This window comes from Breznakibacter xylanolyticus (assembly GCF_003254275.1).
GTDB lineage: Bacteria > Bacteroidota > Bacteroidia > Bacteroidales > Marinilabiliaceae > Breznakibacter > Breznakibacter xylanolyticus.
The window spans coordinates 89,397-102,476 of sequence record NZ_QKZK01000013.1; the positions used below are offsets into that span (position 1 = coordinate 89,397).

Below are 13,080 nucleotides of genomic sequence, written 5' to 3' on the forward strand. Positions count from 1 at the left end.
TCGTTAAGTTGTGGACGATGATTAAATGCTGAGTTATCTGCTTTCATATTTAAACGCAATCTACATATTCAAACCAACTCAGCGCCTTCGCGCCTCTGCGTTTATTCTGACTCTGTGTAAATCTTTTTTTGTCTCTCGCTCGGAATGGTTAAATTGCGCCGTTTTTTAATCATTCCTCTTGGAACGAAGAATGGGGTTGTAGGCGTTGATGATCAGTATTAAAGGAAGCCAATCGTTTCTTTTTTATGATAATTTCTGATTCGGGTACCTTCCCATATCTTTTGATGTGTGACGATTTTGATTTTTATTTAGATACAGAGAAGAGTACTATGAGCGGTTTTTTTGGGACGATTTCGAAACGCGATTGCGTAATGGATGTGTTTTATGGCACTGACTACCATTCTCATCTTGGCACCAAGCGGGGGGGAATGGCGTTTTTCGACAAGAAAAAGGGCTTTCAGAGAGCCATCCACAGCCTGGAAGATGGATATTTCCGTAATAAGTTCGATAATGATATCAAGAAGTTTGTCGGTTGTGCCGGCATTGGTGTCATTAGCGACTACGAAGCGCAACCCATTGTGGTCAGTTCGCATTTGGGCCGTTTTGCCGTGGTCACCGTGGGAAAAATCGCAAATATTGATGAACTCGAACAAGAGAGTATGGCGCTCCGTCGTACTTTTTCTGAAACCAGTCAGGGAGGGGTGAATCCCACCGAGTTGGTTGCTCGCCTGATTGCCGAAAGTGATGACTTTGTTTCGGGGATTAATCATGTCTTTGCCCAAATTAAAGGCTCTTGTTCTTTGTTAATCCTTACTGAGTCGCATATCATTGTTGCCCGTGATAAAATGGGGCGTACTCCCATTGTGATCGGGAAAAATGCCGATGGCTACGCGGCAACATTTGAGACGTGTGCCTTCCCAAACCTCGATTACGAAACGGAATATTATCTCGGTCCCGGCGAAATTGTCCGGATGGATGCCAATGGCTATGAGCAATTGCAGAAACCGGGCGATAAAATGCAGATTTGTACCTTTTTGTGGGTTTATTACGGGTACCCCCCCTCGTGCTACGAACGCATCAATGTGGACGATACGCGTTTTCGTTGTGGAGAAGCCCTGGCCAAAAACGACGATGTGCAAGCTGATTTTGTCGGGGGCATCCCCGATTCGGGTGTGGGGCATGCCATGGGATACAGCAATGCCAAGTGCATTCCCTTTAAACGACCTTATGCCAAGTACACGCCTACCTGGCCTCGTAGTTTCATGCCTCAAAACCAGGAAACACGCGACCTTGTGGCTCGTATGAAACTCATCACCAACGAGTCGGTGGTAAAGGGCAAGCGCGGCGTTTTTCTCGATGACTCCATTGTTCGTGGTACACAGCTTCGCGATAACGTCAAGCAATTGCTCGAAGGCGGTATTCAGGAGATGCACATGCGCATTGCCTGCCCGCCATTAACTTATCCTTGTGAATATCTTAACTTCAGTCGCTCCCGGTCGAGCCTCGACTTGGCGACCCGCAAGGCCATTTTGCACCTCGAAGGCAGTGAAGATGCTGATTTGAGTGCCTATTCCGATCCGGATAGCCCTAAGTATGCTGCCATGGTTGAGCACATTCGTAAAGATTTAAACTTGACTTCTTTAAAGTTTCAGCGGCTCGACGATTTAATTGAAGCCATCGGACTGCCTAAAGAGAAACTCTGTACCCATTGTTGGGATGGAACAGGGTGTTTTTAATGTGCTGTGTCTTTTGGGTTTAGATGCTTGGTGCTCTGTCTGACTCTGATTTATCGCTGAGTAATCAGTGTTTTTTATAATGATGCGCGATACTTTTCTGTTCTTAAAAACGAAAGTATCGCGCATTTTTCTTTCGTGTCTCTTTTTTGTTCTGTGACGTTGTTTTCGTATCTGTTCGTAAAATTATTGTTGGTTGGATAAATTGTTTTTTTATATTTGTTAACAATCGAATTGTGTTTTTCTTAATCGAATCGTTCCTGTTATAACCCGTTAAGGTTACTCAATGTTTTTATTTTTCATTAGTGATGACGCTTTCTGCATTGAGACGCGTTGATGAATGCAGCTTTCTTTTCACAGGGATGACTCCGTGATTGTGCAAATTTTATTTTTTCATCTGTTACGATATGTTGATCGAAAAGCAAACCACTGGTTATAACTCTATTAAAGGCGATTTGATGACCGGCGATTTATTGCTCATGCATGGCATTCATATGAGCAGTCGGTGCATCGAAACACTCGAAGGTTGCGATTGGTCGCATGTAGGCATTGTGGTCAAGGCTGGCGACATTGGTTTGGATGTGGGGGATGATGATATTTTGTTCTGGGAGTCTGACTCTCCAACTCCTGTGACTGACCTGATTTTGCGAAAACCCAAGTCTGGTCCTATGCTGGTGCGTTTGTCCGAAAGGTTGATGTATAATTTTTCTCATGGTGAGGATAGTAAATGCGCCGTTCGTCATTTGTATACCGACCGGGATGATGTTTTTTTTCAGCGTTTTAAAGCTTTGATTCCTACCATTCATTCCGCTGTTTTTCCCGATACGTTCCATGAGTTTCTCAATCCGACTAAAGGACGTATTTTTCATGAAAAGACATCGTTGGATACCATGTTTTGCAGTGAATTGGCTGCTTATACTTATATGAAACTGGGGTTGCTTTGCCACATTCATCCGGTGAACAGTTATATGCCCGTTGATTTTTCCGAAAAGCTTTCTGTTGGCCTCTTGAAAAGAGCTTGGTTGGGAGCTGAAATTCCCATCGCATTTATACGACCATGAAAAATAGAATATACACAACCAATCTGAAAGCCCGATTTCAGGATTATCTGGTGCAGATCTCTCTGAAGAATCTCACGCTGATTATGGGATTGACCATTGCTGTGTTGTGTTTTTATCTCTATTCCGATTGGTTTATTCGCATGAACCAATGGGCTGCTGTTGCTCGTTTGGTTCCCTTGTTGCTCTCTCTGGTGTTGCTTGTGGTAAATGTCTCTTTCCCCATTCGTTATGCGCGGTTTAAAATGGGCTTGTATCTGGGTCTTTACATGGCTGTTCAAATGATGATGTATGCCATTTGTTTGATTCATTTACATACTGATGCGCTTGCACCAAGTGTTTCGGGTGCTCTCCTGGTCGTTTTTTTGGTGTCCTTGGATGCTAAACTGAAATTCAATCTCTCATTGGCGATTTACGCTCTCCCGTTGTTGGTGTTTGGCATCCTATTGTTTGTGGTGGGACGACCATCTCCATCTGAGTGGGTGGTGTTAGCCGATATTTTACCCATCGTGATGATCGGATTTGTGATCAATCGCATTCAGTATTCGCTTCGCTTTCGTCTTTTTGTGGCCAATGCTTTGTTGAAACAGGAACAGGAGAAGACGCGTTCTTTGTATGCTGAAACACTCAGGATTAATAAACGTCTGGAGCAAAAAGCAATTGAGGCTCATCAGATTAAAGAGGAAATTGAATTAAAGAATCGTGAGTTGAATAAGTCTAATGCCACCAAGGATCGGTTTCTGGGAATTATTGCCCACGATTTAAGAAATCCCATTGGTTCTATCTGGGGCTTGTCGGATTTATTAGTGGCTGATAGGAATTTGAATCATGAGCAACGTCGAAAATGTGTTGAGACCATCAATGAGTGCGTCAAGCACACCCATGGGCTTCTCGATAATTTGCTCACTTGGGCTCGGGCTCAAAACAAAGCCATCGTGTATATGCCTGCATGGCACCTGGCTTATGAATGCGTCGAAGGGGAATTGATGGTTCTTAGACAAATGGCTCGAAAAAAACAGATTGTGGTCGAAAATCATGTGCCTTATGATTTCAGGGTGTTTGCCGATCGTAATATGTTCGAAACCATCATTCGTAACTTGGTTGCCAATGCCATTAAATATACACATGCCAATGGCAAAATTGAACTGACCGCACGTAATGTGATTCACGAGTGCGGCGAGTGTGCTGAGATTGCAGTGACCGATAACGGTATTGGCATGGCGCATGAAACGGTCGTTGCGCTTTTCAAAATTGCTCACAACGCAACTGTCAAAGGAACTGCCAACGAGCAGGGCACCGGTCTGGGGTTACTTTTGTGCAAAGAATTCATTGACATGCACGGCGGGGTTATTTTGGTTGACAGTAAGCCTAAAAAGGGTAGTGCGTTCCGGTGTCTGTTTCCAATGAATTAATTCTTATTCATTGATAACTTGCTCGAAAAACGCGATGGGGTTGTTGTGTGAAAAAAACTTCATGTCGCGCTATCTTATGTGTTTGCTATATAGCACGTTTGAGTTATATACATTTATGTTTAAACCCAAACCAAATCAGCGTCTTAGCGCCTCAGCGTTTATTTCTTACACTGTTATTTTATAATTACCGGCATTCATCATTGGCAGCAATTGGAGCTGATGAATCTCTAGTTGACCGTTTTTTTTTGTGCGTCAATCACCTGGCTTACTTTCCGATACATAAAATAAACAGTGCACTATGTCAGGTGTTTGTAAGTGGAAGGTACAAATAGGGTACAAATTTGAGTGTGAAATCTATTGCACCTTATTGATGTCTGTTACTTCTTTTGATGCTTAAATATATTCAAATATCACAAGATGTATTTGATAATTCATTTATAAATAGGGGTTTTAAATTATATTTGAAGAACAAACCAATATCTTTTGATGACGATACAATACGCATCTGACCTGCATCTTGACTTTAATGATAACAAATCATTTTTAGTCGAACATCCAATATTGCCACAAGGAGAAATCCTCTTGTTGGCTGGTGACGTTGTTACTTTTGCAGGAATGAAAAACCATGTCCGTTTTTTTGATTATCTGTCTGCCAATTTCAAGTTCACATACTGGGTGCCCGGGAACCATGAATATTATCATTCGGATATAGATTGTAAAGGAAGTTGGTTTAAAGAAGCTGTACGTGAAAATGTCTTTTTAGTGAATAATGTTTCTGTGCTTCACGATGATGTAAAATTCATCTTCTCAACTCTATGGGCGAACATATCGTCAACCAATAAACAAGTTGTAAAAAGAAAATTGAATGATTTTCATTTAATAGGTGAAGACGATTCAGTCCTTTCTATTTCACGGTTTAATGCCTTACATCAACAGTGCCGTGATTTTATTGCTCATGAATTGACCGTTTCCGATGGATTCAAAAAAGTTGTTGTTACTCATCATGTGCCTACTTTTAAAAATTATCCAGAGCGATACAAAGGTGATGCACTGAACGATGCTTTTGCTGTTGAATTGGAAGATATGATTAATGCCAATAAGCCAGAAGCATGGATTTATGGACATATACATAGCAATACTCCGGATTTTACAATAGGAAAAACAGTATTGTCAACAAATCAACTGGGATATGTTTCCTATGGCGAGCATTTTGATTTCAATCCGACCAAATGCATTAAGATTTGAATTGTGATATCATGGCCTTGTCGTGCCTACAATTAAGCATCAACAGCACTTTCCATAGGATTTGATAGGCATAATGTAAGCTCTTTGGCGCTATTGTTGGCCTTAACAGCGTCATAAAGGGTCAGTTTTGTCATGCTGTTTGTTAGAACCACCCATTTCTTTATAATTTTCCCCTGCATTATGGATTATTTCCGCGATTTTTTCTCTGAGCGAAGGGGGAGAAAGTACCTCAATGTCGGCACCAAATCCTAAAATCATCCTTTCAAGTTCAAAATTCGGAATCACCTTAATCGAGAAGATGGTTCCGTTTTCGTTTTCCGATTCTATTACTTGCGAACTGTGAAACGGTTTCGTTACCACGTACGGAGCATTGGGCTTGCTGACCCAAAATCTTATCTGGCGAGGCAAAAGTCCTTCGTTGACCGTAACACCTATAATGTCTTTGTAGTACTTATCTGCATCAAAATCTTTTTTTTCATAAAATTTAAGGTGTGCAATGGTTTTGAAACTACTAATCCGATCTAACGCTAATGTCTGAATTAATTTTATACGAAAGTTATAACCCACTAAAAACCAACGGTTGTTGAATTCCTTTAGAAGATAGGGATTGATGATAAAAGATTGGCTGTTTTTTGATTTAAAGGATTGGTAATTGACTTCAATCACTATGCGTTTTAAAATAGATTGATAGAGACCATTTAAATGTTCAAGCCCTTTAAGGTTTTCGTTTTTATCAAGATGGATGATTGATTTTGACTGATTTTGTTCTGTATGGACTTTGTTTTCAAGTTTGTGAATCAGGCCTGTCATGTCCTTAAAATGACTGAATGCCTGAAACTGTTTTAAAATTTCAATGGCTTCATTCAATTTGTGTAAATCATTGCTAGAAATGGGTAATTGGGTGATGGAATACTCCGGGTCATCGTAGGTGTAGTATTTTTTATCAATAACCATTATAGGGGCATTGTACCCCATTTTTTCACTCCGCATATTCTGTATGTCAAGTTGTATTGTGCGTCGGCTGATCCCTTTGTCAATGCCTTCGAACTCGTATAGGGCATTGGAACAAGCTTCTGTCAAATCCTCCAAAGTCCATTTCCGGTAGCGGTTACGTAGGCACCTGTCGATGGTGGTATAGCGGATTAATGCATTGCGATTGATTGGCATACATTTTTTTTGTGAAAAATATTAAAATATTTTCAACTGCGCAAAAAGATTGCGTAGTACCATCCGAGCTTTGTATCATTAATTACAAAGAAAGATGAAAACGATTATTTCAACCGAACTGCATCCCATCAAACTTTGGTTAGAAGATATTGAGCCCAATGCCCTCTCGCAAGCCCGTAACCTGGCCAATTTACCATTTGCATTTCATCACATATCAATAATGCCCGATGCCCACTCGGGGTATGGCATGCCCATTGGTTCGGTATTGGCAACTAAGGGGGTTATCATTCCCAATGCTGTTGGTGTGGATATTGGTTGCGGAATGTGTGCACTGAAAACAAATGTTGACGATCTTGATTCCGAGAACCTAAAAGCCATTCTGTCTTCAATACGCAAAACCATTCCGGTTGGGCGCAACTGGCATAGCGAGCAACAAGATTTATCGCTGATGCCCAAATTTCAAAAACACCCTGAAATTATTACCCGACAATTCAAAAATGCTTCCTTTCAGTTAGGGACATTGGGTGGGGGCAATCATTTTATTGAAATACAGAGAGGCTCAGATGGTTTCATTTGGGTGATGATTCATTCCGGTAGTCGAAATTTGGGGAAAACGGTTGCCGAACATTATAATACAATCGCAAAGAAGTTGAATGAACGTTGGCATACCAATGTGCCAGCCCAATGGGATTTGGCCTTTTTACCTATTGAAACGGACGAGGCACATGCTTATACGGCCGAGATGAACTATTGCATCGAGTTTGCCTTAGCTAACCGTAAACTGATGATGCAACGCATTCAACATGCATTTATTGATGTGTTAAAGGGTCGGGTTGAGTTTGGTGAGATGATAAATAAGACACACAATTTTGCAGCATGGGAACATCATTATAACATCAATGTATTGGTGCACCGCAAAGGTGCCACTCGTGCTCGAAAGGGAGAATGGGGCATCATTCCCGGTTCACAGGGGTCTAACCCATCTTGCAGCTTTCCATCCAAAATTCATTAAAAAAACACCTTTTTTCACCTCAAAATAGGCTCTTTTGCTCTATTTGCTTTTGTAATACATTGATAATCAGTGTCTGAATTTTCGAAAAATCATTTGTAGTACACAAGGGGGTATTGTATATCAGCGGTTTACATGTTTACTTTGGGGCATGTATTTCAAAGTATCCATGCGCACCAACCCCGAAACGGGAATCTATAGCGGTTATTACCGTGTTTAGTGGAGAGCTAGCGTCATTACGCTACCTTTACAAAGCGAAAATCTGTAGTACACAAATCCGAACTCGAAAATGAACAATTCATTGAAATACAGGCGCTGGCTTTAGGATAGCTGCAAAATGGGCTAAATCATATATTGTTGAGGGGCTTGGAAATCCTGAAAGCTTTGAATCTTGTTCGCATGGTGCAGGACGAAAAATGGGAAGGCAACAGGCGCAAAAAGAGCTTGATCTTGATTATGAGATTAACCGATTAAATGAAAAAGGCATTATTCACGCCATTCGTTCCCGAAAGGATCTTGATGAAGCCACCGGGGCTTATAAAGACATTGATGTAGTGATGAAAAATCAGTCCGACTTAGTTGCAATTAAAGTTGAACTGGAACCATTGGCTGTGGTAAAGGGATAATATTTAGTGTAACAATTATGAGGATGGTTTAAAAATTAGTTCATGGCAATCTTAAAAGCAAATAATATAGAGATAGAAATAACCTATTTCGATTTAAACGAATGTGATGAAATTGAATATCAAATGGATTTTCTCATTAATGGAATCCCTTTGTTTAATCGGGAACTCATTGGCGAGTATTATGTCAATAATTTCAATGGAAAACTTATTGTTAGCGATTGCAGAAATGACTTTGATTGGTTGATGGATTACTTTATCAAGATTCTTAAAACCCGAAAGGGATATGAAATAGAAAACGAAGAACCTCCCAATATCAGATTCAATATTAAGACATGGGAAAACATAAGGGAAGAAAAAGAAAAAAGGTGGGAAGGACGATCTTGTTTGGTGCAACAAGAAAATGGAGAAACAATAAAAAAATCCTACAATGAGACAATGAAGATGTTCTTGCCATTATTGGAAGAACAAGTTGAAATTCAAATAACTATACCTTCTCGTTATTTTGTTTCAAATGATGGTGAACATGCTTCTGTTGGGCTTATGATGGATACTGATTTTGGTCAATTCACCTTGTTTGTGGAGGAATTTCAAAAAGAGATGTTTCAATTTTTCGAGAGGTTTAAAAATCGTATCATATATGCAGGTAGCGGAAAATATGAAGTGATTTATGATGAAGATATAAGTTTTTAAATTCCTTTTGATATATAAATATAACTAATCTCATGAAACACAGACTATTTGATTTAAACAATATTCCTTTGACTGATTGGCTTTTTGAAGTAAACAATCAACGCTTGTTGTGTAAACATGACCAAATCAATTTTCTGCCTCTAAATGGGATTGTGAACTTATCTCAAATCGACAACCATATTTCTCAAATCGATGATTGGGCAGTGTGTGAACAGGATCTTAAAAATGTGGATTTTACAAGTCGGTATATCGGATGCTGTGGGGCAGATGGTTCTGTGCTGAATGTTTTCAATAATAATAAACAGCCTGTTGGTTATCAGTATGGCGATTGTTATATGCCGCATTTTGTGCGTATTCCAAAACAATTTGTAACGATTCAGTCGGCTGATGTTTCTGTTTGTATGATACTTTTTGCAACCGTTGAATATAGGGGCAAAATCAGAATTGTTGATAGAATTATGGGTGATGAAGTGGAGTTGATGACTCAACGATTAAAGAAGCAGTCAGCGTATCGTTTGAAACAAGAAATTGATGATGCGCAATTGAGAAATGAACTAATGCGTAGTCTTAAAGTGATAGATATTGAGGGGTTTACAGTAGTAATCGAGGGCTGTAATACTTTCGATGATGTTTGGCTCTATACCAAATATGACAATTTTTAATAGTACAACACAAACAACAGATATGAAACTAACAGCATACAATGGCGCAAACAACGTATCCGTTGAATTTTTAGATGTGAACTCTGGATGGATGAATTTTAAAATTACCGTTGGAAAGCAGACTTTCGAAAATCGCTTTTCAAACGTGTTTGATCCCATTTTAGAGTTAAAAGCATGGCTTGAAGCAATTTCGTTGGGCGTTAAGCAATGTTCATTTGATTTTGACAATGAAGGCAATGAGTTTAAATTTGATTATTCTCGTTTGGGATATAATCGGTTTGTTTTTACTGTTTCTGAATGTTACGAAGATAAAATACATATCACTGATTGGGTTGACCCAAAGCAATTGGTGAAAGCCTTTTACTACGGTTTTTTGAACTTTGTTGATTCTGAAGTTTACCAATTTTATGAATGGGAAGAGTATTCATATAAAAGTAAACTTCAGGACTTGCTGCAAATAAAAGGAAAACAGCTGATCGATCATCTAATGTCTTTGAGTACCATTGAATTTCAAAATCTGATTTTTTCACTCAACCCCCACTTTAGCTATGATTTCCCCGGTGTAACAGACAAAGAAGAGCTTAAAAAGTTGAATATAAAATATGTGATAAATGACAATATCCTGCCTGAAGACATCAAAATGGTTAAAACACCAATCTACGATTTTATGCCATTGAATTATGAAGTCATGTCAATTGAAGAACAATTGCGTTTTGTTTCTGATATTTTAAAAACAGTCAATGGTCAGTATGGTGCAAATGTCAAGAAATTTAAATCATCAATTATAGAGAAGTATCTAAAAACAAAGTAGATATATTTTATGAAAAATGAAACAAAGCCTGTTAAACGAAAAGTAGCGTTTGCTCGCTCAAAACAGGAACGGATTAGAAAGAAAAAATATGCACGTTTTATGCAAACCAATTACGATTGGGATTATAGCTATATTTTAGATTTACTACGCTTTAAACTTCGTATGACCCGTGAGTATATTCAAAAAAATAGTTTGTGTGAAAAAGAAGCAGTTGCCGAAAAGATTCGGAAAATTGCCGAAACGGAAGCGTATCTCGAAAAAATAGTTGGCGACAATTATTTATTTGCTTTGATTGATGATTTTAATATTAGGTACGGAAAGGTAAAACATTGTTTTGAGAAAATTGAAAACTCTTCTAACAGTCGATTTGCAACTGATTGGTCGGATGTAGCACCTGAAAAATTAGAAGAAGCAAAGGCGGTTTATGCAACGCTGCATGAAATAGCTGAACAGCAGCGAAAAGACGATCTTCGAAAGGCCTTTGATATTATGTGTGAGCAGATTTGGGATTGGTGGGATTGAATTTTGTGTTGCTCATAGTAATTTGTGTTAAAGTCTTGAAAATTACTGTTTGTGGCAATTGAAGCCACAGGTAATTCTTCAAGGCTTTTATTTATCCCTTTGAGCCTTAATTTTTAACATCACGCCTTGCTGTTTTTACAATCCTGTTTCTTTATAGATATGGTTTGAGTGTCGGATTTGCCGACCAATTAATGCGATGAACTACCAAGTGACGGATTGGTAGTTCATCGCATTTTTTCTAAAATACTATTTTCACGTCTTCTTTGTAATTCTGTAATGTTCCATTCAAACTCGCTGTCCAACCGTCAATAAATACTTTGCCGTTTTTAATGGCACTTGAATAATCATCACTGGTTATTTTCTGGCTGTTGGTTATATAATAATGGTTGCCAATTTTGTAAATGCAATCTTTCACCACTTCTTCGGGAACCTGTGTTGGCTCGTCTAAACCAACGGTGAAAATCATATTGTAAATACGGCTCATTGCATCCGTATCATTTTCAGTTATTGCAATCTGTCCTTTGTCATCAACTTTTAGCTTTGGTGCTTCTGTGCTGTCAAATACCGTATAACCAAGGTCGGGAGCTTGTTTTTTATGCTCCTCAAACATTCCGTTTTTACTGTTGTCCTCTTCTATTTCTTTTGCAATTTTTTCTCCTGCGCGTTTTAGGCGTTCTATGGTAATGCTTGATATTACTGGGGGCAAATTATTATCAATACAAAACTTGTAAGCAGGTTTGTCTTTTTTAATAGGTTCATCTAATTGGCACAATATAAATTTACGGTTTCCTCCGTCTTCTGCATTCAGTTGCATTACTGCGTGCCCGGTTGTTCCTGAGCCTGCAAAGAAATCAAGAATGATGTCATTTTCTTCAGCACCAATATTTAGAACGGTCTTTAAAAGCTGTAAAGGCTTAGGGTAATCAAAAACTTTATTTTCAAAAAGTCCTTCAACTTCAGCAGTTCCTTTTCTTCCTGAAAAAGAAGAATCTTGAAAAATTGAACGTGCTATTTTTGAAGTATGCCTCATTTTTCTAACTATTCTAAATTCATTTTCTTCTGTCAAATAGCCAGTAATTTCTATATTTAGATTTTTACTTGCTTTTTCTTTTCCCCACCGCCAAACAAATTGTATCTTATTTTTAGAAGACAAGGGAGGATATACTTCTTTAGTGTATACTTCGTTTTTCTCTAAAGAAATTTTATAAAAATTGTCTTTATCTCCGCTATTTATATCGATATAGAAAGGGTAGTATAAATTTTTTCGATTGCCAATGTGAAATGATTCATCACTATTGTAAAGCGGGTGTATATTGAATTCGCCAACTGAATCACTGTATTTAAATGTCCTTTTTTCATCAACGAGTTCATATGTTTCTGTCGAATACAGGTCTTTACAATACATTAAACAGTATTCATGCATTTTAGCCACATGGCCATAGTTTCTAGCATTAGGCGTTGAATTAATAATAATCGAACTACTAAAATTCTCTTCACCAAAAATGTCATCACAAAGTAGTTTAAGGTTGGCTTGTTCGTTATCGTCAATGCTAATAAAAATAACACCTTCTTTGCTTAATAAATCTCTAGCTAGTAATAGGCGTGGATACATAAAAGCCAACCAACCATTGTGGCTTTGTTTAGTTTTAAAGCTAAAATCCATTCTGGCAAAATCGCTTTCGCTTAGGTTTGCCAAACCCAAAACTTCGGTTTCCTCTTTATCAAACTTATCAGGGTAAACAAATTCTTCACTTTTTGTATTATATGGTGGGTCAATGTAGATACACTTGATTTTTCCGCTATAATGGTTTTTCAGGATTTTCAGGCTGTCGAGGTTGTCGCCTTTCAGCACCAAGTTTCCTGTTGTATCAATATTCTTGCTCAAAGTGGTATTGAGGCGTAATTCCTTTTCTGTCTTTTGAGCATATTTAGCTCTGGCAAAGTTTCTGCCCACAAAGTTCAATCCGTAGCCGTTTACCTTTTCGTCGATGGGTAAACCCAAAACGGCTTTCAGTTCTTCTATGTTTATTTCGGTGTCGCGTATTACGTTGGGGTAGTTTTCTTTTAAAAAACTCAACAATTTATTTTCGTTGTTTTCTGTGCCAACAACCGTATAGCCGGCTTGTATAAAATCATTCATCATTC

General features: G+C 38.6%; 12 protein-coding genes. 10 read left to right on the plus strand and 2 right to left on the minus strand.

Annotated elements, in window-relative coordinates:
• Positions 1-245 precede the first annotated feature (245 nt).
• From LX69_RS09440 to LX69_RS09455, 4 genes are all read left to right on the plus strand, one after another.
• The gene (locus LX69_RS09440; RefSeq protein WP_245934990.1) at positions 246-1,736 is read left to right on the plus strand and encodes an amidophosphoribosyltransferase; all 1,491 of its coding nucleotides are present in this window, start codon (positions 246-248) and stop codon (positions 1,734-1,736) included.
• 404 nt (positions 1,737-2,140) lie between these two features.
• Entirely contained in the window at positions 2,141-2,794 is a 654-nt protein-coding gene (locus LX69_RS09445) for a hypothetical protein (protein ID WP_111445775.1), read from the plus strand.
• Entirely contained in the window at positions 2,791-4,203 is a 1,413-nt protein-coding gene (locus tag LX69_RS09450) for a sensor histidine kinase (RefSeq protein WP_111445776.1), read from the plus strand. The genes LX69_RS09445 and LX69_RS09450 overlap by 4 nt, the downstream gene beginning before the upstream one ends.
• Positions 4,204-4,689: 486 nt before the next feature.
• Positions 4,690-5,448 carry a metallophosphoesterase gene (locus tag LX69_RS09455; protein ID WP_111445777.1) on the plus strand — a complete coding sequence of 253 codons (759 nt, stop codon included), beginning with the start codon at positions 4,690-4,692 and terminating at the stop codon, positions 5,446-5,448.
• A 111-nt stretch (positions 5,449-5,559) separates the two neighbouring features.
• Here the strand turns inward: LX69_RS09455 and LX69_RS09460 are convergent, their stop codons facing one another.
• Positions 5,560-6,615, minus strand: coding sequence for a helix-turn-helix transcriptional regulator (locus LX69_RS09460; RefSeq protein WP_111445778.1), 1,056 nt, complete (start codon positions 6,613-6,615; stop codon positions 5,560-5,562).
• A 94-nt stretch (positions 6,616-6,709) separates the two neighbouring features.
• On the opposite strand from LX69_RS09460, the gene LX69_RS09465 reads away from it, so the two are divergent.
• From LX69_RS09465 to LX69_RS09490, 6 genes are all read left to right on the plus strand, one after another.
• On the plus strand, positions 6,710-7,627 hold the full coding sequence (locus LX69_RS09465) for an RtcB family protein (RefSeq protein WP_111445779.1): 918 nt from the start codon (positions 6,710-6,712) through the stop codon (positions 7,625-7,627).
• A gap of 350 nt (positions 7,628-7,977) precedes the next feature.
• Positions 7,978-8,250 carry an RtcB family protein gene (locus LX69_RS09470; RefSeq protein ID WP_245934991.1) on the plus strand — a complete coding sequence of 91 codons (273 nt, stop codon included), beginning with the start codon at positions 7,978-7,980 and terminating at the stop codon, positions 8,248-8,250.
• Between the two features lie 42 nt (positions 8,251-8,292).
• Positions 8,293-8,940 carry a hypothetical protein gene (locus tag LX69_RS09475; protein ID WP_111445781.1) on the plus strand — a complete coding sequence of 216 codons (648 nt, stop codon included), beginning with the start codon at positions 8,293-8,295 and terminating at the stop codon, positions 8,938-8,940.
• A 32-nt stretch (positions 8,941-8,972) separates the two neighbouring features.
• Positions 8,973-9,602 carry a hypothetical protein gene (locus tag LX69_RS09480; RefSeq protein ID WP_111445782.1) on the plus strand — a complete coding sequence of 210 codons (630 nt, stop codon included), beginning with the start codon at positions 8,973-8,975 and terminating at the stop codon, positions 9,600-9,602.
• 22 nt (positions 9,603-9,624) lie between these two features.
• Complete coding sequence (locus LX69_RS09485; RefSeq protein ID WP_146260702.1) at positions 9,625-10,413, plus strand: hypothetical protein; 789 nt, start codon at positions 9,625-9,627, stop codon at positions 10,411-10,413.
• A gap of 9 nt (positions 10,414-10,422) precedes the next feature.
• On the plus strand, positions 10,423-10,935 hold the full coding sequence (locus LX69_RS09490) for a hypothetical protein (RefSeq protein WP_111445784.1): 513 nt from the start codon (positions 10,423-10,425) through the stop codon (positions 10,933-10,935).
• Positions 10,936-11,173: 238 nt separating this feature from the next.
• Here the strand turns inward: LX69_RS09490 and LX69_RS09495 are convergent, their stop codons facing one another.
• Positions 11,174-13,075, minus strand: coding sequence for a site-specific DNA-methyltransferase (locus tag LX69_RS09495; protein WP_221621329.1), 1,902 nt, complete (start codon positions 13,073-13,075; stop codon positions 11,174-11,176).
• Positions 13,076-13,080: the final 5 nt, after the last annotated feature.

What these genes read in the sequence shown, in the direction of transcription:
- LX69_RS09440 (WP_245934990.1), top strand. Translation starts at nt 246, where the DNA reads ATGATAATTTCTGATTCGGGTACCTTCCCATATCTTTTGATGTGTGAC.
- LX69_RS09445 (WP_111445775.1), top strand. Translation starts at nt 2,141, where the DNA reads ATGTTGATCGAAAAGCAAACCACTGGTTATAACTCTATTAAAGGCGAT.
- LX69_RS09450 (WP_111445776.1), top strand. Translation starts at nt 2,791, where the DNA reads ATGAAAAATAGAATATACACAACCAATCTGAAAGCCCGATTTCAGGAT.
- LX69_RS09455 (WP_111445777.1), top strand. Translation starts at nt 4,690, where the DNA reads ATGACGATACAATACGCATCTGACCTGCATCTTGACTTTAATGATAAC.
- LX69_RS09460 (WP_111445778.1), bottom strand. Translation starts at nt 6,615, where the DNA reads ATGCCAATCAATCGCAATGCATTAATCCGCTATACCACCATCGACAGG.
- LX69_RS09465 (WP_111445779.1), top strand. Translation starts at nt 6,710, where the DNA reads ATGAAAACGATTATTTCAACCGAACTGCATCCCATCAAACTTTGGTTA.
- LX69_RS09475 (WP_111445781.1), top strand. Translation starts at nt 8,293, where the DNA reads ATGGCAATCTTAAAAGCAAATAATATAGAGATAGAAATAACCTATTTC.
- LX69_RS09480 (WP_111445782.1), top strand. Translation starts at nt 8,973, where the DNA reads ATGAAACACAGACTATTTGATTTAAACAATATTCCTTTGACTGATTGG.
- LX69_RS09485 (WP_146260702.1), top strand. Translation starts at nt 9,625, where the DNA reads ATGAAACTAACAGCATACAATGGCGCAAACAACGTATCCGTTGAATTT.
- LX69_RS09490 (WP_111445784.1), top strand. Translation starts at nt 10,423, where the DNA reads ATGAAAAATGAAACAAAGCCTGTTAAACGAAAAGTAGCGTTTGCTCGC.
- LX69_RS09495 (WP_221621329.1), bottom strand. Translation starts at nt 13,075, where the DNA reads ATGAATGATTTTATACAAGCCGGCTATACGGTTGTTGGCACAGAAAAC.